The following is a 25,027-nucleotide window of genomic DNA, read 5'->3' as shown; positions in this document are numbered from 1 at the left end:
CCGCGTCAGCTCTGGATCGAGAACGTCGCGACGACGCCGTTGTGGTCGGACCGGGTGCCGCCGACGATGTCGTAGCCGGTCATCCACATGAGCTGGTACTCCGGTAGCCGCTTCCAGAAGTAGACGTAGTCGATGTGCCGGCTCCCGTGTGTTCCGGTGTCCTTCTCGCCGTAGAGGTTGTAGTTGGAGCGCAGGTTCGGCAGTTCGTTGGCCTCGAAGACCTGCCACGGGAACTTCGCGTACCCGAAGCTGCGGTCGGCGCTGAAGTCGACGTTGAGGTCGCCGCTCACGATGACCTGCCCCTGACCCTGCTTGTCGATCGCCAGATCCTTGAGGCCCTGGAACTGCGCCTCGGCGCACCGGGTGCGCGGCAGGTCCTCCGGCCGACCGGCGGTTTCGATGCCGGCCACCGCGTGCGCATTGATGTGCGTCACGGTACGGCCACTGGCCCGGTGCCGGTAGGTGACCCAGTTGTTGTACCGCGCGGGCGGCACCTCGCCCGGCCCGTTGGTGTCACAGACGAAGATCGAGCCCTTACCGAGGACGTCGAACATGCCCTTCCTGGCGATCAGCGCCTCGCCGGCCTGGTTGGTCCCGCCCGGCGCGTACAACCACCAGCCGTTGTCGGTGGCCCAGCTCTCCAGGAACGCCTTGCGGTTACCGACCTCGTTGAGACCGACGAGGTCGGCGTTGGACGCGATCAGGTTCAGGTCGTGCACGAAGTCGGCCTGGCTCAGCCCGTTGTAGATGTTCAGCGTCGCCGCCTTGAACGCCACGTTCGCGGCGACCGCCGGGGTAACCGGCAGCAGGGCCACGACCAGCGCGACAGCGCCCGCGAGGGCGCCCAAGCCACGTGCCGACCAGTGTGTTGTCCTGGACATCGACTCCCCTTCGCACGAAACCGCCGTCGGTGGCGGCCAGCGCACCCTATCGATCCGGGTCGACGTGCCACCGAACGGCGGGGAACCAGGGGTCGACGGGCCCGCGTCGCTCGGGCTCAGGCCGGTGACGCTTACTTGCGGGACACGCATTTTTGCGGGCCACGCAAGGAGTGCTACCGTGGTGGCATGACGGGGCTACGGGAGCGCAAGAAGGCCGAGACGCGGGCGGCGCTCGGCTGGGCCGCGATCCACCTGACCGCCGAGCGCGGCTACGACAACGTCCGCGTCGAGGACATCGCCGAGGCGGCCGGGGTCTCCCCGCGTACCTTCAACAACTACTTCTCCAGCAAGGCCGAGGCGATCGCCTCCCGCCACCTCGACCGCAGCCTGCGCACCGCCGCCGCGCTGCGCGAGCGCCCTGCCGACGAGCCGCTCTGGGCGGCGCTCACCCAGGCCGCGCTGGAGCAGTTCACGCGCGGCCCCGAGGTCGACGCGATGCCGTCCCCCGCACACGCCCAGTGGGTGGCCGGCGTCCGCACCATGCTCGCCGAACCCGCCCTGCAGGGCGAGCGACTGCGCGCCGTCGCGATCGCCGAGGCCGAGTTGGCCGCCGCGGTCGCCGAGCGCACCGGCACCGACCTCGCCACCGACATGTATCCCCGGCTCGTCGCGGCCGCCGCCAGTGCCGCCGTCGCCGTCGCCATGCAGCACTATCTCGACAGCCCCGATCCGCCCACCCCGATCGAGCGCCTCATCACCGACGCCTTCGCCCAGGTCGCCGCCGGCCTCCCGGCACCGCCCCGCTGACGCCCTGCCCCTCACTCGGGGCAGAGCCGCTCCCCCACGTCTCCCGCAGCGTCACACCCCACCGTGGGCCGGCCACGTGCCGCGCCTGGCGGGGCGATGACGCACGCCCCGAAGGGATCACCACCATGATCGATGTCCTCATCGTCGGAGCCGGCCCCAACGGCCTCATGCTCGCCTGTGAACTGGCCCTCGCCGGCGTCCACCCGGTCGTCCTCGAACGCCACGCCACACCCACCCGCGAGCCCCGCGCCAACGGCGTCGTCGGCCAGGTCGTCCGCCTGCTCGACAGGCGCGGCCTCTACACGCGGCTCAGTGGCGAGAACACCCCACCGACCCCCCAACCGGCCTTCGTCTTCGGCGCGTTCCCGCTGGACCTCACGATGCTCGCGGAGAACCCGCACTACGTGCTCGGCGTGCCGCAGGCCCAGCTTGAGGCCACCCTCGCCGCCCGAGCGGCCGAGCTCGGAGTTGACCTGCGCCGCGGCCACGAGGTCGTCGACCTTCGCCAACGCCCCGACGCGGTCGAGGTTCGCCTCGCCGACGGTACGCGGCTCACCGCCCGCTTCCTCGTCGGCGCCGACGGTGGCCGCAGCGCGGTGCGCCGCCTCGCCGGCATCGACTTCCCCGGCGCCACGTTCGACCGGTCGGTCTCCCGCACCGCCACCGTGACCGTCCCGACGTCCTCCCTCGACCCCGAGACCGGCGGCCTGCGCGTCCCCGGCTTCGGCGTCGTCCCACCGTTCCAGCACACCCGCACCGAGCGCGGCATGATCGCCTGGGCCCCGTTTCCCGGCCGTCCGGCGATCCTGAGCACGACGGAATGGCCCGACGCGCCGACCAACGACGAAACCCCGATGAGCCTGGCGGAACTACGCGCCAGCGTCACCCGGGTGCTCGGCGCCGACGTCGCCCTCGGCGAGCCGGACGAGCCCGGCCTGCTGCGGCGGCTGACCGGACAGAACACCCGCATCGCCGCCCGCTACCGCGCCGAGAGAGTGCTGTTGGTCGGCGACGCCGCGCACGTACACCCGGCGATCGGCGGCCCCGGCCTCAACCTGGGCCTGCAGGACGCCGCCAACCTGGGGTGGAAGCTCGCCGCCACCGTGCGCGGCTGGGCGCCACCGGGCCTGCTCGACACGTACGAGGCCGAACGCCGCCCCGTCGCCGAGCGGGTGGTCATGTCCACCCGGGCGCAGTCGGCGCTCATCGGCCCCGGCGACGAGATCACCGGCCTGCGGGAACTCTTCGCCGAACTGCTGCGCACGCCGGAGGTGACCGGGCACATCGCGGCACTGATGTCCGGTGCGGACATCCGCTACCCCGCCGACCCCGGCGATCCGTTGGCCGGCCGTTCCGCCCCCGACGTGGTCGTGCACGGCGACCACGGTGCCGTACGCCTCGCCGAGCTGACCCGCGCGGCCCGGCCGCTGCTGTTGGACTCCACGGGCGTCTACGTCGAGGTGGCCGCGCCCTGGCGCGACCGGGTCGACGTCGTCACCGGAGCGCTGCGGGGCACGACCGCGACCGCGTTGCTCGTACGCCCCGACTGCTTCGTCGCGTGGTCCGCCGGGGACGCGGACACCCTGCGTGCCGCGCTCACCCGCCACTTCGGTCAGCCGAGCTGACCGGAGAACATCGTCCGTCGGATCTCGTGCGGCGAGCACGACCAGCCGTATCGTGGCAGGCGGAGACCGCGATCAGCCATCTTCGATGAGACACCACCTGCGGCGGCCGAGGAGACCATCATGATCGGTGTGGCGACCATCGGTGCGGTCGTGGCCGTCCTGCTCGTCGGTGTCGTGGTCCTGGTCCGCAAACCGGCCGACGCTCGGTCGGTCCTGCGCTGGTCGGCCCTGGGAATCACCGTGCTGGTCGCCGCCGTGCTGACCCCCTACACCGTGGACGACTCGGGGGCCGCGGCCGCCTATCTGCTCGGGGTGCCCGTCGTCGCCGCGTTGCTGCCGGTTCTCGCACAGCGGATCGGCCGGCTGGCCGTGGTCGCCGACCTGACTGCCGCGCTGGTCGTCGCCGGGTGGGGGCTGCTGCTCGGGCTGGGCATCGGCGGCGCGTTCCTGCCGGCAGTGGTGCTCCTTCTCGCCAGCGCCGTGAGCACCGGGGCACCGCGACCCTCCACCACCGCCTGAGCTGTCAACGTCTGGTGGGCGTCGCTGGCGTCGGCCGGCCGGCAGCATCTCGTGCGCGTGCTGCCGGCCACCGACCGCGGCTCAGCCGGTGATCACCGGCCAGGCGTAGGCGAGCAGGGCGCAGGCGGCACCCAGCAGCGCGAACGAGACACCCCGGGTGGGCAGGGGCAGGGCGGCGAGCACGATCAGGATGACCGCGATGATGTAGAGAAATGCCTGAGCCGACATGACGCTCTCCTCAATAAGGGAATTGCTGGCGACCGGCGATGAGAGCCGGGGGGTGACACCCCGCCTGTGGGCGAACGCCACACGGGCGGGACGGGCGCGTGAAATCGATCAGCCGTCTGGGGTGAAGAGCCCCTGGATGCCGACGACGATCGCGATGAGACCGAAGATCGCGAGCAACAGGCGGAGTCCGGTCGCGCCGTCCGACTGCTCGGCGCGTGGCGTCGCCCGCCCGGTGAGCCGGCCCCACAACAGGGCGAGCCCCACACCGATCCCCACCACCTCGAAGTGGAACACCCGGGGGCCGGACACCAGGTGGACGATGAGGTAGTAGCCGCCGGTCACGAGCGCCACGAGGCCGACCACCCACGCGATCGGGGCCGCACGACCGGCGAGGCGGCCCAGGTCGTCACCGACACGCGGCAACAGCCGCAGCACGGCGACAGCGAGCAGAAAACCACCAACGATGTTGGCGAGGTCGAGCAGCAGAGCCATGATCACGAGGGTCTCCGTCGATCGGATGATCAGCCGGTGGGAGCGTACCCACGGACGCGGGCGGTTGAAACGAGTTCTGGTGGCCGGCGATGCACCGCCGGCAGGAGGTGTCCGCGGGGCTTTGTGGCGAAAGGCCCGGTAGGATGGGTTCCGGTGCGCCGGGAAGTCTGGTCGGCAATTGGCTCCGACCCGTCTTCTGAAAGCTGGCCCGCCTGTGACGTCGAATTCCCCTCCTCGTGTCCTCGGCCGTGGCTCCTGGGCTGAGGCACGTCGCGTCGCCGACGTGCTGCGCAAGGAGACGATCGGCGGCGCGCTCCTGCTGCTCGCTGCCGTCGTGGCGCTGATCTGGGCCAATTCGCCGTGGGCGCACCGCTATCAGGCGCTGACGACGCTCACCGTCGGGCCCCACGCGCTGCACCTCGACCTGTCGCTGGCGATGTGGGCCTCCGACGGATTGCTGGCGATCTTCTTCTTCGTCGCCGGTCTCGAGCTCAAGCGCGAGTTCGTCGCCGGCGATCTGCGTGATCCCCGCCGGGCCGCGGTCCCGGTCGCCGCCGCCGTCGGCGGCGTCCTCGTGCCGGCCCTGCTGTACACGGTGGTGAACTGGGGTGGCGCGGTGAAGGGCTGGGCGGTTCCGACCGCCACCGACATCGCGTTCGCCCTCGCCGTGCTGGCAGTGATCGGCCGACATCTGCCGAGCGCGCTGCGCACGTTCCTGCTGACGCTGGCGGTGGTGGACGACCTGCTGGCGATCGTCATCATCGCGGTCTTCTACACCGCCCACCTGTCGGTGCTGCCGCTGCTGGCCGCGGTGGTGCCGCTGGGCTTGTTCACCCTGCTGGTGCAGCGCCGGGTGCGCTCATGGTGGCTGCTTCTGCCGTTGGCGTTCGCCACCTGGGCGCTTGTGCACGCCTCCGGCGTGCACGCCACAGTCGCCGGGGTGCTGCTCGCCTTCGCCGTTCCGGTGCTGCGCTCGGCGGGGGCCGGCCCGGGGCCCGGCCTGGCCGAGCACTTCGAGCACCGGTTCCGGCCGATCTCCGCAGGTGTCGCGGTGCCGGTGTTCGCGCTGATGGCCGCCGGGGTGGCCGTCGGCGGCCTCGACGGCCTGGCGCAGGCCGCCAGGGACCCGATCGCCGTGGGCATCACGCTCGGCCTGGTCGTCGGCAAGCCGATAGGCATTCTGCTGGCAACCTGGCTCGTCGCCCGGTTCACCCGGGCCCGGCTGGACTCGGAACTGGCCTGGATCGACGTGGTCGGCCTGGCCGTGCTGGCCGGCATCGGCTTCACCGTCTCGCTGCTGATCGGCGAACTCGCCTTCGGCATCGGCAGCGACGCCGACGGCCGGGTCAAGATCGCCGTACTGGCGGGCTCGGTGATCGCTGCCGCACTCGCCATGATCATCTTGCGGACGCGCAATCGCGCCTACCGTCAGATCTACGAGGCCGAGCAGGTCGATCGTGACCGCGACGACGTTCCCGACGTCTACCAGCAGTAGGTCTGCCGCAGGCGGCCTGACAGGCGGCATCAGAGCGGTCGACACGGCGCCCGGGCGTATCGTCGGTGCGTGCGCGCGCGCGATGTGGCGATCCAGATGGAAACCGTTACCGAGGACATGCCGGCCCGGGAGGCCGCGCGGATCCTGGCGGCGCAGGACCTGCCCGGCCTGATCGTGGTGGACACCATGGGCCGTCCCTCGACGGTGCTGGCCGGTACGCAGGTGCTGCGGATGGCGCTGCCGTCCTACTGCCAGGACGATCCGGCGCTGGCCCGGGTGATCGACGAGGCCGCTGCCGACGTGATCCTGGAGGGAATCGGTGACCGCACCGTGGCGGACCTGCTGCCCCGCAACCGTCCGGGGCTGCCGGTGGTCAGCGCCGACGCCACTCTGCTCGAGGTCGCCTCGGTGATGGCCCGATCGAACGTGCCGCTGGTCGCCGTCGTCGACGGCAACCGGGTGATGACCGGTGCGATCACCCTGGACGGTCTGCTCGACCGGATGCTCGGCACCTGAGCCTCAGAAGAACCGCAGCCACAGATACGGCACCGCGATCGCCACCGAGATCACGGTGACGATCAGACCGTACTTGGTGAATCCCCAGAATGTGATCTTGTGCCCGGCGCGGTCGGCGATGCCGAGCACCACCACGTTCGCCGAGGCGCCGACGGCGGTGGCGTTGCCGCCGAAGTCAGCCCCGATGGCGAGCGCCCACCACAGCACCTGAGCCTTGTCGAGCCCGCCCTCGGCGTTCACCAGCTCGCTCACGATCGGGCTCATCGTCGCCACGTACGGGATGTTGTCCACGATCGCCGACAGCCCCGCCGACGCCCAGAGCAGCAACATGGTGGCCGGCCACAGCTTGCCCTGAACGGCCCCGGTGGCCGACCGGGCGATGCTGTCGATCACTCCGGTGGCGACCAGGGCCCCGACCATGATGAACAGGCCGGCGAAGAACACAAGCGTTGGCCACTCGACCTCCTTGGCCACGTCCTCCGCGTCCAGTCGGGACAACGCCAGCAGCAGCAGGCCGCCGAGGATGGCCACCACCGACGGCTCCAGGTGCAGCACCGTGTGCAGGCTGAACGCGACAAGCACCGCGCCGAGCACCACCAGGCTGATCACCACGAGTCGGGGGTCACGAATCGCGTCGGCCTCCCGCAGCGCCATCACCCTGGCAACGCGCTCGGCGTCGTAGCGGAACGCCCTGCGGAACATGATCCGGCACAGCCCGATGAACACGACGAGCACGATCAGCACCAGCGGGGTCATGACGTTCAGGAAGTCGGTGAAGCTGAGCCCCGAACGGCTGCCGATGATGATGTTCGGCGGGTCGCCAACGAGGGTGGCCGCACCACCGATGTTGGACGCCATCACCTCGGCGATCAGGAACGGGACCGGCGGCACACCGAGCCGCTCGCACACCAGCAGCGTCACCGGCGCCACCAGCAGCACCGTAGTGACGTTGTCCAGCGCCGCCGACACGACTGCGGTCACCACGACCAGGATGACCATGATCGGGAACGGGCGGCCTCGGGCCTTCTTGGCACTCCAGATCGCCAGATACTCGAACAGGCCGGTGCGTTTCAGCACACCGACGATCAACATCATCCCCAGCAGCAGGAAGATGACGTTCCAGTCGATGCCCGCCTCTTCGGAGAAGAACGCGTGCTCGGCGTCGGTTGCCCCGATCGCCAGCATGATCGACGCACCACCCAGGGCCACCGCCACCCGGTTGATCTTCTCGGTGGCGATGAGGACGTAGGCGGCAACGAAAACGGCCACCGCGATCCAGGCCAGGGTGCTCATTCGGCGCTTCTCCGGTTCTGGTCAGCCGTCATCGCAACGCCGACCAGGCTTCCCGGCACACCTCACATCAACCTATCAGCCTGGGCGATCAGCATCGGGTGTGGTGTGTGCCGTCTGGCCGACCCGCAGCGGCACCGCACCACCTGTGCGCCGACGCCAACTGACGCAGGCTGGAGCCCGGAGCGTCGTAAGCGTTCCGAAAGGGCTCGCGAGCTCTCCGACGGCCGCAACGGTCGTACGCTCCGGGGGTGAGAAAAAGGATCTTCCGGTCGCGAGTGGCCTGGGCCGGTCTCGCCTCCGCTGTCCTCGTGACGGCTCTGGCCCTCTACTGGTTCCAGCCGTGGAAGCTGTTCACCGACACGTACGTCGACGAGGCGGTTCCCCCGGTGCGGGCGACATCGACCACGCCGACGCCCACTCCCGCGGCGCCCGCCGCGCCGGCGGCGACACCGGCCGGGAACGAGATCCTGACCGCCGGCGAGTTCCTCACGCATGAGCACGCGACGACCGGCACCGCCGAGATCCACCGGCTCGCCAACGGGCGTCACCAGCTCGTCATCCGGAACCTGAGTACGTCGAGCGGACCGGACCTGCGAGTGTGGCTGAGCGACCAGCCGGTCACCCTCGGCAGGGCTGGGTGGCGGGTGTTCGATGACGGCGAATGGGTCGAGCTGGCCCGTCTCAAGGGCAACAAGGGCAACCAGGTGTACGAGATACCGGCCTCGGTCGACCCCCGCGACTTCCGAAGCGTCTCCATCTGGTGCAAGCGATTCGCCGTCTCCTTCGGCGCGGCCGACCTCAGGGCCGCCTGACGCGGGAATCGCCGGGCTCACCCGCTGCACGGATGCGCCGTCGGTACGGCGCACACCCCCGGTGCCGGTCACCAGCTCGGTACCGGGGGTGTGGGTCACCGTGGATCGGTCGTCACGTCGAGAAGACCGTCATACCGCCGTACGCGACCACTGCTGGTTGGCGCCGGTGTTGCAGGTGTACTGCTTGAGGACCACGCCGTCCGCGGTCGAGGCCGCCGGCACGTCCACGCACTTGTTGCTGTGCCGGGCGCGGAGCTGGAAGTAGCTGCCGTTGGTGACCATCTGGAACTGCTGGTTGGTGCCGCTGCCGCAGGTGTACTGGACGAGCTCGGCGCCGTCGGCTGTCGACGCGCTCACCACGTCGAGGCACTTTCCGCTGTTCCGGCTGATGATGCGCCAGTAGCCGCTGCCGGCGTCCTGGAACTGCCACTGCTGCCATGCGTTGCCACCGTAGGTGTACTGGCCGACGCGGGCGCCGTTGTCGGTGTTCGGTGACTGGACGTCCATGGCCTTGCCGCTGTGCCGCACGTTGATCCGGTAGAACGTTCCCGTCGTGGGCGGAGGCGTCGTCGGGTCGCCGCCGCCGATGGTGTCGCCCCAGGCGTACCGGATCCGGTCGGCGCCGGAGGTGTTGCGGACGGTGAGGTTGAGGTCGGTGCCGCTGCCGCTGAGGGCGAACATCGAGTACCAGTCGTAGCCGATGGTGCCGGTCTTGCCCCCGAGGGCGGGCCAGTAGGTGCCGCCCATCTGGTTGTCCCGCATGACCTGGGCCATGGCGCGGATGTAGCGCACGAAGTTGTCGGTGCTACCCGCGTCGGCGTAGTTGCGACCGTCGTTCATGGGGCCGCCGAACTCGGTCGCGACCGCGCGGGAGGCGCAGTTGCCGAGGCGTTCCCGGATGTGGCTGCGGAAGCCGTCGTAGGTCATCGCGCCGTAGAAGAAGGCGTAGTAGTGGAAGGACAGCAGCGTCGAGTTGAAGCGGCTGTCGTTGCAGATGTCGCGCAGGTCCTGGCTGAAGCCGGTGCCGCCGATCAGCACCCGGCCGGGCACCGCTGAGGTGTGGTAGCTGAGCCAGTTCGCGGCGACGTTGCGCCATTCCGTCGAGCTGTAGCCGTGCGGCTCGTTCATCGGCTCGAAGTAGACGTTGGGGTTCGAGCCGTACGTGTTGGTCACCGTGGACCACATCGTGTTCCACGCGGCCAGGTTCGTGATTCTGCCGCCGGAGGCGGCGGCGTCCTCCCAGTAGGCGAGGATGACTTTGAACCCGCGGGCGGTGGCGGCGTCGATGGCACCTCGGTACGCCTCCCACCAGGCGGTACCCACCGTGTGGGTGTTGATGGGCAGCCGGACGGTGTTGACCCCCATGGTGGCGGCCATGTCGTCGTAGAGCGCGTTGGCCTTGGCCCGTACGGTCGCGTTGCTGTCGGACATGCTCAGGCCCTGCACGACGAGCGGGCTGGTCTTGAAGTTGTCACCCAGCATGGCCCAGTTCATGCCGCGGAACTGGCTGGTGGCGGCAGTGGCCGGCGACGATGTGACGACGACGATGCCGACCAGCGCGGTCACCGCGCTCACCAGAGCGATCAGGAGCCGGCGCAGCGGCGGGGTGCTCGGCGACACGTGTCCGTGGGACAGCCTTTTCCGTTTCATGACAGGTCCAATCGGTGTGGGGTGGCAGTCGGTGGTCAGGTGGTCAGGCGGAAGGTGGCGTCGGCGCGGCTAGTCGTGTCGCTGACCGGGTCGAGCCGGAGCAGGTAGCTGTAGTGCCGGATGTAGCGATCCGGGTGGCTGTACGACTGGAACGATGTCCAGGAGGAGTTGGCGAGGCCGGGGACCTGCCGGAAGGTGGCGTCGGCGGCGAAGGTGGCGGTGCCGTCGTTGGCTTCCAGCCGGAAGTCGAACCCGTAGTGGCGCAGGTAGTAGCCCGGGTAGTTGACCGACTGGATGGAGACGGTGCCGGAGCCGGCCAGGCCGGGCACCAGCCGCCACTGGCCGTCCTGGGCGGGGCTGACGTTCGGGTCGATGCGGACGTCGTAGTCGTAGTGCCGCACGTACCGGTCCTGGAAGTTGTACGACTGGATCCGGTTGATCGCCGTGACGGGCCAGCGAGCGAGCACGCGGCTCTGTTCGGCGGCGGTCAGGTTGAGGATCGAGCCGTGCCGCTTCCTGGTGCCACCCATGGCGTACGAGCCGGACACCGGCAATCGGTAGCTGCCCGCGCTCGACGGGTCGGTGGTCAGAACCGGCAGGTAGCCGCGCCCGCTGGAGTACTGGTCCAGATAGAGGACCCACTCGTTACGGGAGTTGAACTTCATCCACATCGGCCCCTCGACCTGGGAGCCGGTCAGCCCGATGCCGGACAGGTTTCCGAGGTTGGTCCAGGTGCCGAGGATGGAGTTGCTGCCCTCGATGGTGATCTGGCCGTCCCGGGAGGCGCGGACGTAGCGGTAGGCGCCGACGCCGGCCGGCACCTCGACGATCTGGGTGTCGATGATCTCCTGGCTGCCAGGACGGTCGAGGTAGACCTGCGGCGTGCTGATGCCGCGGAAGTCCGGCGTGCGGGCGTAGTAGATGCGGTGCTTGGTCGCCCCGTTGACCGGGACGTTCGTCGCCCAGTAGAGGACGTAGTCGCCGGTCGCCGGGTTCCAGATCGCCTCCGGGGCCCAGGCGTTGCGTCCGTCCGGGATCGCGCCGGCGACGTTCAGCAGCCACGGCGCCGACCAGTTGACCAGGTCGGTGGACTCCCACACGACGAGGTTGCGGCTGCCGTTGTTGATGGCGGTCGACCAGTCCTGGCCGCAGCCGATGCACAGGTCGGTGGCGATGATCCAGTACCGGTCACCGGCGGGCGAGCGGACCAGGGCGGGGTCGCGGACGCCGCGGGTGCCGACCGTGGAACGCAGCACGGGCCCGCCGTTGTTGAGGTCCGTCCACCGCAGGCCGTCGGTGCTGTGGGCGAGGTAGATCTGTTGGCCGGTCGAGGACTCTCCGGTGAAGTGTGCCATCAGGTAGCCGACGGTCGGGTCGAGCGCGGCTGCTTCCTTCGGTGTCGCCACCGACCAGGTGGTGAACAACAGGCACGCGGCGAGCGACACCGCGTAGAGCCGGGCGAGGACTCTCGACATCGGTCCTTCTCCTTCGCGGAGGGGCAGACGACTCAGCTGGGAGGGCCCGGCGACGGGGCGGATGCCTGCGTCGCCTCGAACCTTCGCCGGGTGTCGCGGGTGCCAACACCCTCGGATCGACTTCACGTGTGAGCGTTAACAGCACTGGGGCGGTGTGTTCTCGGGCCGCGCCGCCGTGGGTGGCGAATGACGTGCCACACCGGGGTCGCCGGCGAGGCAGACGCCATGTGTCCAGATCATTAAGTACGTGTTGCCGACAAGTGTTAGCGATCCCATCTAGAGTGTCAAGGAATCGACGATGCTCGCTCGGGTTGGCCGGAGGGGGCGTCCCGACGGCCGGATCCGATTCGGCAGACCGCTCCACGGCGACGGATGACGTCATACGTCACACGACGATGCTAGTCTATTTGTGGCGTGGCTCACTGCCAGTCGGCGGCCCGGCGACCAGAACCGGACGCCGCGGTGCCGGCGGTGCCGGTGACGGTCCACGAAGGACCGCCGTCGGCGCCATCGCTGGCCGGTGATCCCGAACGCCAGCAGCAACAACCAACCACCGATGTTCGTCCACCACCACCACCACAGGGAGGCGCAGCTGTGCCACTTCGCAAACTCTCCAGCCCCTGGATAGGGGCCGCCATGGCGGTCATGGTTCTCGTCGCCGTCGGGGCGTACGTCCTCATGGCCGGCGGATCGGCGTCCGCCGCCACCACCGCCGGCTGCGGCAAGGCGCCCGGTCTGAGCAGCGGCACCCACACGATCCAGAGCAGCGGAAAGAACCGCAGCTTCATCCTTCGGCTGCCCGACAGCTACAACAACACCTACGCCCACCGGCTGGCCTTCGGGTTCCACTGGTTGGGGGGCACCGCCGAGCAGGTCGCGTCGGGCGGCAGCGACGGAGCACCGTGGGCCTACTACGGCATGCTCTCCCAGTCGAACAACACCACGATCTTCGTCGCCCCGCAGGGCATCGGGAACGGCTGGGGCAACTCCAACGGTGAGGACGTGACCTTCACCGACGACATGGTCCGCGTCATCGAGAACGCGCTCTGCGTCGACACGACGCAACTCTTCTCGGTCGGGTTCAGCTACGGCGGCGCGATGAGCTACTCGTTGGCGTGTTCCCGGCCCACCGTGTTCCGTGCGGTCGCGGCGATCGCCGCCCCGGGGGCGATCAGCGGCTGCAGCGGTGGCACCCAGCCAGTGGCGTACCTGGGGATTCACGGCGTCAACGACAACATCCCGAACGGCCGGGCGTTGCGCGACAGGTTCGTCCGGAACAACGGTTGCGCCGCGCAGAACCCGCCGGAACCAAGGGCGGGCAGCCTGACCCACATCACCACCGCCTACTCGTGTCGGGCCGGCTATCCGGTGCTCTGGGCCGCCTTCGACGGTGGCCACCAGCAGGGCCCGGTGGATGGGTGTGCCGGCTGCGAGAGCGGCGCGCGGAGCTGGGTCAAGCAGGAGGTGTGGAGGTTCTTCAGCCAGTTCGGGTCGACAGTGCCGCCCACCAGCCCCCCGCCCAGCACTCCCCCGCCCAGCACTCCCCCGCCCTCCGGCCAGCAGAACGTGCTGATCGCGGGTAGCCAGTCGGGCCGCTGCATCGACGTCCCCGGTTCCAGCACCACCAACGGGGCCCGCCCGGCGCTGTGGGACTGTCACGGCCGCACCAACCAACGCTGGACCCACACCTCCGGCCGCACCCTGACCGTCTACGGCAACAAGTGCCTGGACGCCAGCGGGGCGGGCAGCAGCAACGGCACGGCGGTCATCATCTGGGACTGCAACGGCCAACCCAACCAGCAGTGGAACCTGAACTCCAACGGCACCATCACCGGAGTCCAGTCGGGGCTCTGCCTCGACGCCGTCAACTCCGGCACGGCCAACGGAACGCAACTGCACCTCTGGGCCTGCCAAGGCAGCGCCAACCAGCAGTGGAGCACGCGCGCCTAGTGCCGCATCCGGCAACGCTGAGCCTGCCGGAGACGCGCCGCCCGGGTCATGTCCCGGGCGGCGCGTTGCCGTCCGGCGGTGCGGGCGGCCGAACGGGGCACGCATCGCTACAGGCCCACGCTGCGCAGGGTCGGTACGGTCTGACCCACCCAGGCGAGGTCGGCGTCCTCGCGGGCGCCCTGGGTGCGTTGTGTGCCGGCCAGGAACCACAGGAAGTACGTGGTGTAGCCGGGCGCGCTGACCACCGTGTGGTACCCCTCGGGCATCATCTGCATCACGTGGTCGCGGATGGTGACGTTCTCCTCGTACCCCTCGTCGGTGTAGACCCGGCTGATGCCGAACCCGTTCCCCGGGTTGACGCGGTAGTAGTACATCTCCTCGTGCGCGGCCTCGGCGGGCAGGTCGTCGACCCTGTGCCGGTGTGGCGGGTAGGTGCTCCAGTTACCCGAGGGCGTGTACGTCTCGCCGACGATGAGCCGGCGGGCGGGCAGGTCCGGTTGCGCGATCTCGGTGAGGATCTGGTGATAGGTGCGACCGAAGTTGGCCGCTCCCCAACGGCCGGTGGCGACCTGCTCCGGCGCGATGACATAGGGGTCGGTGGCCAGTTCGCTGGGGGCGCTGGGGAGGGCGATCTCCACGTCGGTGACGGCCTCGACGGTGATCGAGGAGCCGGCCGGGAGGTAGACGGAGTGCGGCTTGCCGGAGAACACGTCCGGACGACCGCCGACCTGCGGGAAGTGGTGGCCGGCGACGGTGAAGCTGGCGGTGCCACCGAGGATGACGGCCAGGATCTCCCGGTCACCGGACTCGCCGGTCCAGGACTCACCCGCCGACAGCCGCAGCAGGGTGAAGTCCAGCAGCCGGCAGGGATTGAAGGGCAGCGTGTTCCGGCCGTCGGCGGCGGGAATCGAGCAGTGGTAGCGGTAGTCCATGGTCACCTTTCTCAGGATGCGGGGCGGTGCGGATCGGTCCTGGCGGTCACCAGGGGCTGGTCCAGCCGGGGATCGTGGCGCGGGTGAGGGCTTCCAGGTAGAAGTAGTCGCCCCACAGGGTTCCCTCGTCGACGCCGACGTCCTTGGGTTTGTCGTAGACGCCGTGCAGGATCAGCGCGTTCGAGACCGGATGGCCGCCTGTGGAGTAGTGGTCGATGAGTGAGCGCAGGATCGCCGCGGCGGCCGTCCGGTACCGGCCGGCGCTGGCCGGGTCGGCGAGGTTGTCGGCCAGTTCGACAAGGCCGCAGACGGCGATGGCCGCGGCGGAGCTGTCCCGCTCCTGGCCGCTGCCGTCGCCGAACTCCAGATCCCAGTACGCGACGTGGTCGTCGGGCAGGCTGGCCAGGAAGCGGTCCGCGCAGGTCCGCGCGGCGGTGAGCAGTGCGGGGTCGCCGATGTGCCGGTGGTTGAGGCTGAAGCCGTAGATGCCCCAGGCCTGCCCGCGGGCCCAGCAGGAGTGGTCGGCGTGGCCCTGCTCGGTCTCCCCGCGCAGTGGTGCGCCGCTGTCCGTGTCCCAGTAGAAGGTGTGGAAGGTGGTGCCGTCCGGGCGCAGGATGTGCTGGCGCAGTTGAGCGGTGTGCCGGCGGGCCGCGGCGGCGTAGCGGTCGTCGCCGGTGGTCTGGCTGGCCCAGAAGAGCAGCGGCGTGTTCATGAGGCTGTCGATGATCGTGCGGCCGCGTTGGCGGCTGTCGTTCAGGTCACCCCAGGCCTGGATGATCCCGGCGGGTTCGAGGACGCGCGTCATCAGGTGGTCGGCGGCGGCGAGAGCCGCGTTCCGGGCCCGGGGGTCGCCGGTGCGGCGGGCCGGGGTGACGCAGGAGAGGGTGTAGAGGAAACCAAGGTCGTGGGTGTCCAGGTCGATGCCGCGGTGCACGCGCTCCGCGAAGCTGTCCACGTGGGACAGCGCCGCCCGCAGGTGGCGGTCGTCACCGCTCAGGTCGTGTGCCAGCCAGAGCTGGCCGGGCCAGAAGCTGGTGGTCCAACCGACGTTGGCGCCCTCGGGGTGGCCAGCGCTCGGGGGCCGGAGCGGGTAGCGGTTCGCGGCGGTGGTGTCCGCGGGGTACCGGTCGCCGAAGGTGGCGATGTTCGCGTCGACGGTGCGTATGGCGGCGGCAACCGCGGCCGCCGTGGCCTCTGCGTCGGAGCTGGGACGGACGTCGGTCGCCGTCATGGATGCTGTTCTCCCTCGTGGGTCCGGTCCGATGCCGGGCAGGTGTGTCATGGGCGTCCCGGCTGGAGGGCCGGAACATGGTGGTCAGGCGCGCTGTGGTGCTGCCGTCGGTGGGTCGAGGGCGGCGCGCAGGGTGAAGCGGCTGTTGGCCCAGACGACGTAGAGCAGTGGCGCGGCGGCGAGGCCGAGCGCGATCGCGGGGCGGGCCGCCAGAATCTGGGCGAGCAGCGCGAGCACGAGCAGGGACGCGGCGGTGAGGTACCACCGGCGTACCGCCAGATACACGCAGGCGCGGGCCACCTCGCGCAGCGACGCGGTGGGTCGCTCGGCGACTGTCACCAACCCGAGCAGCGTGGTCGCGACGGTGAGCACCAGCAGGGTCGCCAGCACCGGCAGGGCGAGTGCTCCGACCCGGTGGCCCCACGCGGCGCGGGCGTCGACGGCGAGCACCACCACGGCAACCATGGCTACCGCCGTCCAGAGCATCGCCGGCCGGGCAGTGGCTCGCCAGGCGCGGCCGTAGGTGCGCAGCACGCCGCCGGTGTCGCCGGCCGAGTAGGCGGACATGACGGCGAAGACCGCACAGAGCCCCGGCGCGCAGAGCGGGGCGGTCAGCGCGTACAGGGGCCAGGAGCGCGCCGCCTCGGTGGTGAACGCGAGCGTCACCAGGGGCAGGCAACCGAGCACCAGCAACAGGTTGGTGACGAGCGCGACGTAGAACCCGTCGAAGACGGCGGTGAGGATGGTGTGGCGCGAACGCATGGACCTCAGCCCTTCAGTCCGGTCGAGGCGATGCCCTCGATGAAGTGGCGCTGGCCGAGCAGGAAGATGACAGCGACGGGCAGCACGGACAGCACCGAGCCCGTCATGATCAGCGCGTACTCGGCGTTGTACTGGGAGACGAAGGTGTTCAGCCCCAACTGGATGGTGCGCAACTCCGGACTGCGCAGGTAGACAAGCGGGCCGAGGTAGTCGTTCCAGGTGGTCACGAACGTCAGCAGGGCCAGGCTGGCAAGCGCCGGCCGGGACAGCGGCAGCATGATCCGTCGGTAGATGCCGAACTCGCTGAGCCCGTCCACCCGCGCCGCTTCGCTGAGTTCCTCGGGAATCGTCTCGTAGAACTGCTTCATCAGGAACACGCCGAACGCGCCGAACGCCTGCAGCGCGACGATCGACCACAGCGTGTTCGACAACTGCAACTTCGACATGAGGATGAACTGCGGAATCATGTACGACTGCCAGGGCACCGCTATCGTCCCGACGTACGCCAGGAAGAGCGCGTTGCGGCCGGGAAAGCGGACGCGGGCGAAGCCGTAGGCGGCGAAGCTGCCGGTGACCACCTGCAGGAGGGTGACGACCACCGCCAGCAGCAGCGTGTTGCGCAGCCACGTCGTCATGTCCGAGCGCTGCCAGATGTCGAGGTAGTTGCGCCACACCACGGGATCGGGGAGCCAGGTGATGGGGATGGTGAAGACGTCGTTGTTGGTCTTCAACGACGACACCACCATCCAGAAGAACGGCAGCAGCAGCCCGACTGCCGCGAGCACGAGGACGGCGTACCCGACGAGCCGCCAGCCCCGGGACCGGACCGGTCGGGTGGACGGCCGCTGGTTGCCGGGTGCGGCGATGGCCGGGACAGGCGTGGAGAGGTCGGTCGCGGTCATCAGCTGTTCCCCCGCTTGTTGACCATGAACTGGATGATCGTGATGCCGAAGCAGATGGCGAACAGGACGACGGACACCGCCGAGGCGTAGCCGAACTGGTTCTCCTCGAAGCCCTTCTGGTAGATGTACTGCGAGAGCACCAGTGTCGACTGGCCAGGTCCGCCGCCGGTCATCAGCAGGATGAGGTCGAAGACCTTGAAACTCTCGATGGTGAGCAGCACGGTGACGAAGAAGGTGGTGTGTCGCAGCCCGGGGAGGGTCACGTGCACGAACCGCTGCCACGGTGTGGCGCCGTCGGTCTCGGCCGCCTCGTAGAGCTGGGCCGGGATGGTCTGCAGGCCGGCCAGGAACAACAGCATGTAGTAGCCCATGTACCGCCAGGTGCCGACGATGATGATCGCCGGCATCGACCAGGTCGACGACGTGGTCCAGCCCGGCGCGTCGTCCACCCCGAGGGCACGGAGGAAGGCGTTGATCGGGCCGTACTCCGGGCTGAACAACTGGTTCCAGACGATCGCGATCGCCACGATCGAGGTGATGTAGGGGAAGAAGGCGACGGTGCGGAAGAACCTCACGCCGCGCAGTTTGCGGTTGAGCAGCAGCGCCAGCCCGAGTGACGCCGCAAGGGTCAGCGGGATGTGGAAGACGGTGTAGTAGAGCGTGTTCCGCAGTGCGGTCCAGAAGCTCGCGTCGCCCCACATGCGCCGGAAGTTGGCGGTGCCGGTCCACTCGGCCACCCCGAAGACGTTCCAGTTGGTGAAGGCCACGTAGAACAGCACCAGGACGGGTAGCAGGGTGAGCACGGCGAAGCCGAGGAAGTTGGGCAGGATGAACGACCAGCCGGCGACCGTGTTGCGCGACACCAGCCGCCGGTTCCTGGGTCTCGTACGCGGCAATGTTGCCATAGGGAGTCTCCGGAAGCGTTCGGCCTGGCGGCGGGACCGGCGTGCGGCGCAGGCGCGCCGGTCCCGCCATCAGCTCACTGGTTGAGAACTTCGTTCTTGGCGCGGGTCTGCGCCTTGCTCAGCTCCGCGTCGACGCCCTTGTTGTCGGAGAGGATCGCCGAATGCGTCTCGTTGAGGAGGTTCTGCAGGCCGGCGGTGTGCTTCGACACCGGGTTCTCCGGCTTGATGGTGTGCTTGGTGTAGGCGAACTTCGACAGGTCGTCCTGCGGTACGCCGTCCAGCCCGAACAGGCTCGCGGTGACCGCGTCGGTGACCTGGGCCGGGGTGAGGCCGATCCCGGCAAGTGCCTTGCCGGCTTCCGGGCCGGCCGCGTACTTGAGGAAGTCCTTGGCGGCGGCGGCCTTCGACTTGCTGATCTTCGGGTTGATCCCCAGGCCGGTCGGGTCACCGAAGGTGACGGGCGTGGCGGAGGTGCCGGTGGTGGACTTGTCGAACTGCGGCGCCGGTGCCATCCCCCACTGGAACGTGTCGGCGTCACCGCTCTTGCGCTGGTTGAGCAGCGTGGCCACGTACCAGGTGCCCATCAGCAGCATCGCCGACTGCTGCTTGCCGAACTGCGCCTGGTAGGTGAGCTTGTTGGTCTTCGCGGTGCCGAAGGTCGGCTGCGCGCCGGCCGCCTGCAGATCCAGTGACCGCTCGTAGTACGGCTTCATGAAGCCGAAGTCGCCGGAGAGCAGGTCCGCGTTGGGGGTCTGGGCGAGCGCGAATCCCTGCACTGTCGACTGGAAGGTGTGCTGGTACGCGCCTGTCGCGTTCGAGCCGGCCCCCTTCAGCCCGGTGTGCAGTCGCTTCGCCGCGTCGGTGTAGTCGTCCCAGGTCCAACTGCCGTCCGGCAGCGCCACCTTCGCCTTGGCGAACAGGTCCTTGTTGTAGTAGAGCACCCAGGAGTCCTGCCGGTACGGCACCGCGTACGCCTTGCCGTCCACCTGGTACGACGCGAGCGCAGGGCTCGAGCCGAGACCGGAGGCGACCTCCGAGACGTCGAGCAGCTGACCACCGCTCTGGTACGTGTAGAAGTTCTTGAGGTTCTTCATGACGTAGACGTCCGGGGCGGTGCCGGCGGCCAGGTCCGTGATCATCTGGGTGTCGTAGTCGTTGCCGGGGGCGTACTCCTTGAGCTCCACCGTCACGTTCGGGTGGGTCGCCTTGAAGCCGTCGGCGAGCGTCTTGAACTCCGGCGTGGACGACAGGCTCCAGCCGGCCAGGGTGATCGTCACCGGGGCGTTGGGGTCGACTGGCTCGTCTCCGCCCCCGCAGCCGGTGAGAACAAGTGTCAGGGCCATCGCGGCGCTGATGACGGCCGGTATCGTGCGCTTCATCCCTTTCTCCTTAGGTCAGGGGCCCAGATGGGCCCGCACTGCTACCAGGTCGCCTGGCTGGGCCTGGAGTGCTTCGTGTCCGGACGGGTCGATGTGCTGATCCCGTCGGGCCAGTCGACTGCCACGTGGAGGCCGCGGGCGTCCTCGTCGATCACGGCCCGGCACGCCTGCCCGGCAGTGGTCGTCGGGGCCGTGGACAGCTCGATGAGGGTGGCGGCCCATGCGCCCGGCCGGACGGGGTGATCCAGCCAGGGCACGACCAGCCCGCCGGCCAGAGGGCCGCCGTTCGGAACGGTGGTGGCGTCGGCGGTTCCGCCGCCGTGCACGCTCTCGATCCGACTGGTCAGACCGGTGCCGGTCACGGCCGCCACGCTGCCGCGAATAGTTGCCGTCGCCTCCCCGGCGATGGCCCAGCCACCGATCCGCAGTCGCAGCGCATCCACCTCGATGCCCTCGGCGAGGCCGTCGACGCGGGTCAGACGCAGCTCCCAGGGGCCGCGGACCAGCGAGTACACGGTGAGGTGCCCGGCCGGTCGGGACCGGCCCAGGCGGCCGCCGCCGTGATCGCGCTGACCCGGATCCGGGTCGACCCAGTGGGCGAGGGCACGTGATCCGGCCACACCCACGCCGTCGGTGTCAACGTGCACGGTCAGCAGGCGCATGCCGGCGCGGTGGGTGACCCGGCCCGCGTCGTCGACGAGGGTGACGGACTGGTCGAGCGGACCGAGCCAGCCGCTGTCGTCGAGGACGGGGCTGGTGGCGGTGGAGTAGCCCAGCCGGGCGTAGAGCGGGGAATCTCCGACGGTGGCACCCTCGACCGCGTGGTCGGTGCCGTGGTTGACGACGCGGACGATCCCGTCGCTACGGGTGCCGGAGACCAGCCAGCCGGGTGCGTGTATCGCCCGCACCTCGTCGCGCTCCTCGACCGGCAGCGGCTCCTCGGGCGTCGTCCACACCGGATGATCCGCGGGCAGCGCGATGCCGAGCAGGCCCTTGCTGGCCCAGTACGGCGAACCCGGCCCGGAGTACGACTGCGCCAGTCGCGGCCACGGCCGGTGCCAACCGACGGTGAGCAGGCCGCGTTCGTCCAGGGCGTCGTTGGCGACGAAGTGGCGCACGATGCGGGTGGCCGCGCCGCGCAACTGACCGAGGCTGACCGAGGGCACGCCGGCGATCGCGCCGACCCAGAACGGCGCTGCCGCGGCGAAGCGGTAGATCAGGCTCCGTCCCTGGATCAACGGTGATCCGTCGGCGCCCACGAGCGCGACCGCGTCACCCAGGAAGCGGTCGAGGCTGGCCCGGTCCCGATCGCGGCGCTGCTCGGCCAGGTCGGCAGCGCCGGCCATGCGGGCCCACAGCGTCGGGTACAGGTGCAGGGCCCAGCCCACGTAGTGGTCGTAGGCACGGTCCGGCCCGTCGGACATCCAGCCGTCCCCGCGGGCGAAGCCGTCGTGCGTGTGCAGGTCCTCGGCCATCTCGTCGAGTGAGTGCGGCCCGCCCACCGACCGCAGGAACGTCTGGACGACCAGCCGGAACCAGACCCAGTTGATCCGTGGATACGTGTCGTCACCGACCGCCGGGCGCAGGTAGTCGACGACCCGCTCCTGCACCCCGGACGGCAGCCGATCCCAGATCCACGGACGGGTCAGGTCCAGGGCGAGCGCGATGGAGGCGGCCTCCACCTTCGCCTGGGGGTGCTCGTCCAGGCGTACCCACCGGTCCGGAGAGCGCGGGTCGGTGCCGGCGGCGATGCCGGCCGCGTACCGGTCCAGGAGCTCGTCCACGCCCACTCCCCGGGCGCCGGTGATGCGGAAAGCGGCCAGGAGGAAGGTGCGGGCGAAGCCCTCCAGGCCGTCGACGGCCCGTCCGTAGCCACCCTCGGGGCCGGGAAGGGTGACCAGAGCGTGGCCGGGTGACGCGAACGGTCGGGTGGCGGCGAGCATCCGGTCGGCGAGGGCCAACCAGTCAGCCCGGCCCCAGGTCACGGCGGTAGCGGCATCCGCAGCCGTTCCCGGTACCAACCGGCCGGTCGTCCCGGACGTCATCCCAGATCCTGTCGCATCGATCCGTCTCCATGGAGGGTGGCGAGCGGGGCGTCGCTCACGAATGTGACGCACCGGCTTCCACGAGGTTTCCGAAGTAAAACGCTCACATCAGATCAAGTCAATGCTGATCTCAAACCAGTTCGAGCACATCCGATCAGAACAGCACACGCAGCCGTCGTGAACTGCCGCGACCGGGGCACCGTCGGCATCGGACGGAGGTGGTTCTGCGGCCCGCGACCCGACCGGCTCCGGCGTCGCGGCGACTCGGCCAGCCCGTTCGACGCCGTAACTGATCTGATACGATCAGAATCGCTCATAGCTGCTCTCTCGGCTCGAAGGGCAGTGGTCGTCGCGAACCACCTCGCCGGCTTCGGGCTGCGGGTTGCCGGGCATGCAGGACATTGCCGGCGGGGGTGCCCACGCAGCCGCGTTCAACCCGGCCGGCAAGCTGGTCGTCACCACGCGAGAGCTTCCGCCGCACGAAGCGTTCCTCGGAGGTCCCCCATGAGCAAGGACAGTTCTGTCGTCGCCACGGCGGAGACGTCCCGTGCGCCGCTTCAGGTCGCCCGCCGCCAGCAACTGTTGGCAGCCCTGCAACGCGACGGCTCGATGCGCATCTCCGACCTGTCACACGTGCTTGGCGCCGCACCGGTCACCATCCGGCGCGACATCGCGGAACTCGCCGCCGAAGGGTTGGTTCGTCGGGTCCACGGTGGAGTCGCCCTGCTCCTGCCGGACGACGTTCCGGCAGCCGAGGAGCCGCCCGCGGCAGGTCTGAACCCGCTGGTCGGGCGTACGCTCGGCATGCTCGTGCCCTCCCTGGACTACTACTGGCCGGACGTGGCGCGCGGCGTCGAGAGCGCCGCCCGCGACCTGGACATGCGGGTGGTACTGCGCGGCTCCTCCTACGACTCCGAGGACGACCAACCGCAGCTGGCTCGCCTGGTGGAGCGGATGGGCGCCGATGCGCTGATCATCGCGCCGAGCATGGACGCACCGACCGCCGAGCGCACCATCGAGTGGCTCGACCAGGTCGGCGTTCCGGTCGTCCTGCTGGAACGCACCGCCACGGTCGGCAGTCATCACGCCGTCATGGAATCGGTGGTCACCGACCACGCGCTCGGCGCGGCCATGGCGGTGCGCCACCTCACCTCGCTCGGACACCGCAAGGTCGGCCTGGTGCTCGACGCCGACAGCCCCACCAGTCAGCACGTGCGGCGCGGCTGGCTCGACGCCACCACCCAGTGCGGCCTCGACTCGGACGCGACGGTGGTCGCCGTCGTACCCGACACGCGGTCGCCGGAGCGGGACACCGTGCTCGACGGCGTGCTCGACCAATGCCAGGCGACCGGGACGACGGCGCTGCTGGTGCACGCCGACGCCGAGGCGATCGCGCTCGTGCAGCACTGCGAGGAGCGGCACCTCTCCGTCCCCGGTGACCTCTCCATCGTGGCGTACGACGACGAGGTCGCTGGGCTCTTCAGCCCGCCCCTGACCGCGGTCCGACCGCCACGACGCTCGATCGGATGGGCCGCCGTACGTCTCGTCGCCGACCGGCTCGCCGACCCCGACCGCCCCACCCATCGGGTCGTCATCAGCCCATCGCTGCGGATCCGGGAGTCGACCGCGCCACCACCGGCGTAGGTGCTCTTGCGGCCCCTACCGCCGGCCGCTAAGAAGCACCGTCGCCGGCGGTGGCGGCGCGTAGCTCCTTGAGCGCGTACGTGGCGGCCTTCTCGACGACGCGGATGCCCTCTTTCTGGCTCACGTGATGGTCGGAGAGCACGGCGATCAGCCAGTCGTGACGGGCCTCGACGATCCGTCCGATGCTGTTGACCAGCCAGTGGCCACCGTCCACATCGGCGGTGTCCCAGCCGTTCTTGACGTAGGAGGATCGGGTGTCCGACGCCCGCGCCGCGGTGACTCCCCATCGTTGCTCGGGGATCACCTTCTTCATCAGACCCATGATGAAAGCACGGTCCTGCGGGGTCAGCGGTCCCGTCGGCGACGTCAGCGCGGTCAGCAGACGGAGCTGGTCGTCAGCCGTGGTCGTGGTGGTTCCCCAGTGCGAGCTGGGCTTGGTCTCCCGTAGACCGAGTGCACGGTTCGCGGCGGCGAGGCCGCGCGAACCGTCGATCCGCTGCCACAGGGCTACCGCCGCGTCGTTGTCACTGGACACGATCATGGCCTCGGCCAACCGTCGGGTGCCGGCGCTCAGTGCCCTGCCCTGCGGGCTCTGGCGCAGCAGCAGTGCCGCGAGGATGTTGACTTTGACGACGCTGGCGGTCTCGAACCGTCTGGTGCCCACCGTCACCGCAGCCTTCCCCTGTCGGTCCCGCGCCGCGACCGCCAGGTGGCCGTCGTACCGCTCCACGTAGGCCTCGATGCGCGTCCTCGCCTGGGCGATCCGGTCGATGGCCGGCGTGGTGGGGATCGGACTGGCAGGGGAGGGACCGCGCGATGGAGCGGCTCCGTCGCCGTCGCGAGGGCGCGTGGCACCGAAGGCCGCCGTCCCGGCACCGGCCAGGAAGATGGTGCCCGCCGAGACGACCCAGCGGCGCGACACCTGCCGACCGCTGCGCTCAGCCAAGGCGGGCCACCGCCCTCGCCGCGATCGAGTCCACCGCTGCCTTACTGCCCGGATCAGGCAGGCGGACCGTCGAAACCGTCTCCCCGCGCTTCAGCATCACGAAGTACGTGACCGTATCCGGGACGTCCCGGTGGGCGATGCGACCTCGGATGAGCATGCCAGCACCCTTCAGGTAGTGGGGATCGACGACGTCGAACGAGACCTGGGATCCGAGGACCGGGTAGCTCGCGCACCGCGACAGGAGCCGACGGACGTCATCGATGTTCCGCCCGGCCCATCCAGGTTCGTACGTCTCCACGACGTGGTAGGCCGACGACGAGCCGTCAGGCAGCCGGTAGTAGCGCTCCACGGCGTTGCGCCGGTGCGACTTGGCCGGGTAGTCGCCGCTCTGATAGCTGGGGCAGTCGTCCTGCTCCCACGGCCAGGGCGGCAGACCGATTCGAGCGTCGTCCACACGCCAGTCCGCTCCCAGATCGCCCGCGCCCAGCAGGAGGCTCAGATCGCCCCGATCCGCGTTCCCGCTGCGTCGCCCCTCGGC

At 69.8% G+C, this 25,027-nt stretch carries 23 protein-coding genes; 8 read left to right on the top strand and 15 right to left on the bottom strand.

The features are described from left to right. Positions 1-5: 5 nt before the first annotated feature. Positions 6-881, bottom strand: a complete 876-nt coding sequence (locus AB0K10_RS15830; RefSeq protein WP_363683941.1) for an endonuclease/exonuclease/phosphatase family protein — start codon at positions 879-881, stop codon at positions 6-8. A gap of 186 nt (positions 882-1,067) precedes the next feature. On the opposite strand from AB0K10_RS15830, the gene AB0K10_RS15825 reads away from it, so the two are divergent. The 3 genes from AB0K10_RS15825 to AB0K10_RS15815 all read left to right on the top strand — a co-directional run bounded on the left by AB0K10_RS15825 (position 1,068) and on the right by AB0K10_RS15815 (position 3,832). Further along, positions 1,068-1,688 (top strand): TetR family transcriptional regulator, encoded by a 621-nt coding sequence (locus tag AB0K10_RS15825; RefSeq protein WP_363683939.1) that lies wholly within the window; start codon positions 1,068-1,070, stop codon positions 1,686-1,688. Positions 1,689-1,813: 125 nt separating this feature from the next. Then, entirely contained in the window at positions 1,814-3,313 is a 1,500-nt protein-coding gene (locus tag AB0K10_RS15820) for an FAD-dependent monooxygenase (RefSeq protein WP_363683937.1), read from the top strand. 120 nt (positions 3,314-3,433) lie between these two features. Continuing rightward, positions 3,434-3,832, top strand: coding sequence for a hypothetical protein (locus AB0K10_RS15815; RefSeq protein WP_363683935.1), 399 nt, complete (start codon positions 3,434-3,436; stop codon positions 3,830-3,832). Between the two features lie 81 nt (positions 3,833-3,913). On the opposite strand, the gene AB0K10_RS15810 is transcribed toward AB0K10_RS15815, so the two are convergent. After that, entirely contained in the window at positions 3,914-4,060 is a 147-nt protein-coding gene (locus AB0K10_RS15810; protein WP_234581098.1) for a hypothetical protein, read from the bottom strand. Positions 4,061-4,168: 108 nt separating this feature from the next. Continuing rightward, the gene (locus AB0K10_RS15805; protein ID WP_363684255.1) at positions 4,169-4,552 is read right to left on the bottom strand and encodes a hypothetical protein; all 384 of its coding nucleotides are present in this window, start codon (positions 4,550-4,552) and stop codon (positions 4,169-4,171) included. A 214-nt stretch (positions 4,553-4,766) separates the two neighbouring features. On the opposite strand from AB0K10_RS15805, the gene nhaA reads away from it, so the two are divergent. Both nhaA and AB0K10_RS15795 read left to right on the top strand, forming a co-directional pair. Further along, entirely contained in the window at positions 4,767-6,047 is a 1,281-nt protein-coding gene (gene nhaA / locus AB0K10_RS15800; RefSeq protein ID WP_363683933.1) for a Na+/H+ antiporter NhaA, read from the top strand. A 69-nt stretch (positions 6,048-6,116) separates the two neighbouring features. Continuing rightward, on the top strand, positions 6,117-6,563 hold the full coding sequence (locus tag AB0K10_RS15795) for a CBS domain-containing protein (RefSeq protein WP_363683931.1): 447 nt from the start codon (positions 6,117-6,119) through the stop codon (positions 6,561-6,563). Between the two features lie 3 nt (positions 6,564-6,566). Here AB0K10_RS15795 and AB0K10_RS15790 read toward each other — a convergent pair whose 3' ends face one another. Further along, positions 6,567-7,856 carry an ArsB/NhaD family transporter gene (locus tag AB0K10_RS15790; RefSeq protein WP_363683929.1) on the bottom strand — a complete coding sequence of 430 codons (1,290 nt, stop codon included), beginning with the start codon at positions 7,854-7,856 and terminating at the stop codon, positions 6,567-6,569. Positions 7,857-8,164: 308 nt separating this feature from the next. Here AB0K10_RS15790 and AB0K10_RS15785 point away from each other — a divergent pair, with 308 nt between their 5' ends. Continuing rightward, positions 8,165-8,668: a DM13 domain-containing protein gene (locus AB0K10_RS15785; protein WP_363683927.1), complete on the top strand. Its 504-nt coding sequence runs from the start codon at positions 8,165-8,167 to the stop codon at positions 8,666-8,668. Positions 8,669-8,797: 129 nt separating this feature from the next. Here AB0K10_RS15785 and AB0K10_RS15780 read toward each other — a convergent pair whose 3' ends face one another. Next, positions 8,798-10,318, bottom strand: a complete 1,521-nt coding sequence (locus AB0K10_RS15780) for an RICIN domain-containing protein (protein WP_363683925.1) — start codon at positions 10,316-10,318, stop codon at positions 8,798-8,800. Between the two features lie 35 nt (positions 10,319-10,353). Then, positions 10,354-11,793 carry a glycoside hydrolase family 43 protein gene (locus AB0K10_RS15775; RefSeq protein WP_363683923.1) on the bottom strand — a complete coding sequence of 480 codons (1,440 nt, stop codon included), beginning with the start codon at positions 11,791-11,793 and terminating at the stop codon, positions 10,354-10,356. 645 nt (positions 11,794-12,438) lie between these two features. Here AB0K10_RS15775 and AB0K10_RS15770 point away from each other — a divergent pair. Then, positions 12,439-13,743: a ricin-type beta-trefoil lectin domain protein gene (locus AB0K10_RS15770; RefSeq protein WP_363684253.1), complete on the top strand. Its 1,305-nt coding sequence runs from the start codon at positions 12,439-12,441 to the stop codon at positions 13,741-13,743. A gap of 107 nt (positions 13,744-13,850) precedes the next feature. On the opposite strand, the gene iolB is transcribed toward AB0K10_RS15770, so the two are convergent. The 7 genes from iolB to AB0K10_RS15735 all read right to left on the bottom strand — a co-directional run bounded on the left by iolB (position 13,851) and on the right by AB0K10_RS15735 (position 21,899). Continuing rightward, a complete protein-coding gene (iolB, locus tag AB0K10_RS15765; RefSeq protein ID WP_363684251.1) occupies positions 13,851-14,675 on the bottom strand; it encodes a 5-deoxy-glucuronate isomerase in 825 nt (274 codons plus the stop codon). A 46-nt stretch (positions 14,676-14,721) separates the two neighbouring features. After that, complete coding sequence (locus AB0K10_RS15760) at positions 14,722-15,906, bottom strand: glycoside hydrolase family 88 protein (RefSeq protein WP_363683921.1); 1,185 nt, start codon at positions 15,904-15,906, stop codon at positions 14,722-14,724. Positions 15,907-15,990: 84 nt separating this feature from the next. After that, positions 15,991-16,668, bottom strand: a complete 678-nt coding sequence (locus AB0K10_RS15755) for a hypothetical protein (protein ID WP_363683919.1) — start codon at positions 16,666-16,668, stop codon at positions 15,991-15,993. Between the two features lie 5 nt (positions 16,669-16,673). Further along, positions 16,674-17,570, bottom strand: a complete 897-nt coding sequence (locus AB0K10_RS15750; RefSeq protein ID WP_363683917.1) for a carbohydrate ABC transporter permease — start codon at positions 17,568-17,570, stop codon at positions 16,674-16,676. Continuing rightward, complete coding sequence (locus AB0K10_RS15745) at positions 17,570-18,433, bottom strand: sugar ABC transporter permease (protein ID WP_363683915.1); 864 nt, start codon at positions 18,431-18,433, stop codon at positions 17,570-17,572. Before AB0K10_RS15745 ends, AB0K10_RS15750 begins: the two co-directional genes overlap by 1 nt. A 116-nt stretch (positions 18,434-18,549) precedes the next feature. Next, on the bottom strand, positions 18,550-19,854 hold the full coding sequence (locus tag AB0K10_RS15740) for an extracellular solute-binding protein (protein WP_363683913.1): 1,305 nt from the start codon (positions 19,852-19,854) through the stop codon (positions 18,550-18,552). Between the two features lie 41 nt (positions 19,855-19,895). Continuing rightward, positions 19,896-21,899, bottom strand: coding sequence for a DUF2264 domain-containing protein (locus AB0K10_RS15735; protein ID WP_363683911.1), 2,004 nt, complete (start codon positions 21,897-21,899; stop codon positions 19,896-19,898). Positions 21,900-22,403: 504 nt separating this feature from the next. Here AB0K10_RS15735 and AB0K10_RS15730 point away from each other — a divergent pair. Then, entirely contained in the window at positions 22,404-23,543 is a 1,140-nt protein-coding gene (locus AB0K10_RS15730; protein WP_363683909.1) for a substrate-binding domain-containing protein, read from the top strand. A 28-nt stretch (positions 23,544-23,571) separates the two neighbouring features. Here the strand turns inward: AB0K10_RS15730 and AB0K10_RS15725 are convergent, their stop codons facing one another. Both AB0K10_RS15725 and AB0K10_RS15720 read right to left on the bottom strand, forming a co-directional pair. Next, positions 23,572-24,489, bottom strand: coding sequence for a serine hydrolase (locus tag AB0K10_RS15725; RefSeq protein ID WP_363683907.1), 918 nt, complete (start codon positions 24,487-24,489; stop codon positions 23,572-23,574). Next, positions 24,482-24,943, bottom strand: a complete 462-nt coding sequence (locus AB0K10_RS15720) for a hypothetical protein (RefSeq protein WP_363683905.1) — start codon at positions 24,941-24,943, stop codon at positions 24,482-24,484. The genes AB0K10_RS15725 and AB0K10_RS15720 overlap by 8 nt, the downstream gene beginning before the upstream one ends. Positions 24,944-25,027 lie beyond the last annotated feature (84 nt).

Origin of the sequence: Micromonospora sp. NPDC049274, assembly GCF_040678875.1 — a bacterium.
Lineage (GTDB): Bacteria > Actinomycetota > Actinomycetes > Mycobacteriales > Micromonosporaceae > Micromonospora.
This window is presented reverse-complemented; position numbering and strand designations above follow the sequence as displayed.

Coding starts and splice junctions, on each gene's coding strand:
- AB0K10_RS15815 (WP_363683935.1), top strand. CDS start 3,434: ATGATCGGTGTGGCGACCATCGGTGCGGTCGTGGCCGTCCTGCTCGTC.
- AB0K10_RS15730 (WP_363683909.1), top strand. CDS start 22,404: ATGAGCAAGGACAGTTCTGTCGTCGCCACGGCGGAGACGTCCCGTGCG.
- AB0K10_RS15740 (WP_363683913.1), bottom strand. CDS start 19,854: ATGAAGCGCACGATACCGGCCGTCATCAGCGCCGCGATGGCCCTGACA.
- AB0K10_RS15830 (WP_363683941.1), bottom strand. CDS start 881: ATGTCCAGGACAACACACTGGTCGGCACGTGGCTTGGGCGCCCTCGCG.
- AB0K10_RS15825 (WP_363683939.1), top strand. CDS start 1,068: ATGACGGGGCTACGGGAGCGCAAGAAGGCCGAGACGCGGGCGGCGCTC.
- iolB (WP_363684251.1), bottom strand. CDS start 14,675: ATGGACTACCGCTACCACTGCTCGATTCCCGCCGCCGACGGCCGGAAC.
- AB0K10_RS15790 (WP_363683929.1), bottom strand. CDS start 7,856: ATGAGCACCCTGGCCTGGATCGCGGTGGCCGTTTTCGTTGCCGCCTAC.
- AB0K10_RS15780 (WP_363683925.1), bottom strand. CDS start 10,318: ATGAAACGGAAAAGGCTGTCCCACGGACACGTGTCGCCGAGCACCCCG.
- AB0K10_RS15820 (WP_363683937.1), top strand. CDS start 1,814: ATGATCGATGTCCTCATCGTCGGAGCCGGCCCCAACGGCCTCATGCTC.
- AB0K10_RS15775 (WP_363683923.1), bottom strand. CDS start 11,793: ATGTCGAGAGTCCTCGCCCGGCTCTACGCGGTGTCGCTCGCCGCGTGC.
- AB0K10_RS15735 (WP_363683911.1), bottom strand. CDS start 21,899: ATGACGTCCGGGACGACCGGCCGGTTGGTACCGGGAACGGCTGCGGAT.
- AB0K10_RS15770 (WP_363684253.1), top strand. CDS start 12,439: ATGGTTCTCGTCGCCGTCGGGGCGTACGTCCTCATGGCCGGCGGATCG.
- AB0K10_RS15760 (WP_363683921.1), bottom strand. CDS start 15,906: ATGACGGCGACCGACGTCCGTCCCAGCTCCGACGCAGAGGCCACGGCG.
- AB0K10_RS15810 (WP_234581098.1), bottom strand. CDS start 4,060: ATGTCGGCTCAGGCATTTCTCTACATCATCGCGGTCATCCTGATCGTG.
- AB0K10_RS15805 (WP_363684255.1), bottom strand. CDS start 4,552: ATGGCTCTGCTGCTCGACCTCGCCAACATCGTTGGTGGTTTTCTGCTC.
- AB0K10_RS15750 (WP_363683917.1), bottom strand. CDS start 17,570: ATGACCGCGACCGACCTCTCCACGCCTGTCCCGGCCATCGCCGCACCC.
- AB0K10_RS15755 (WP_363683919.1), bottom strand. CDS start 16,668: ATGCGTTCGCGCCACACCATCCTCACCGCCGTCTTCGACGGGTTCTAC.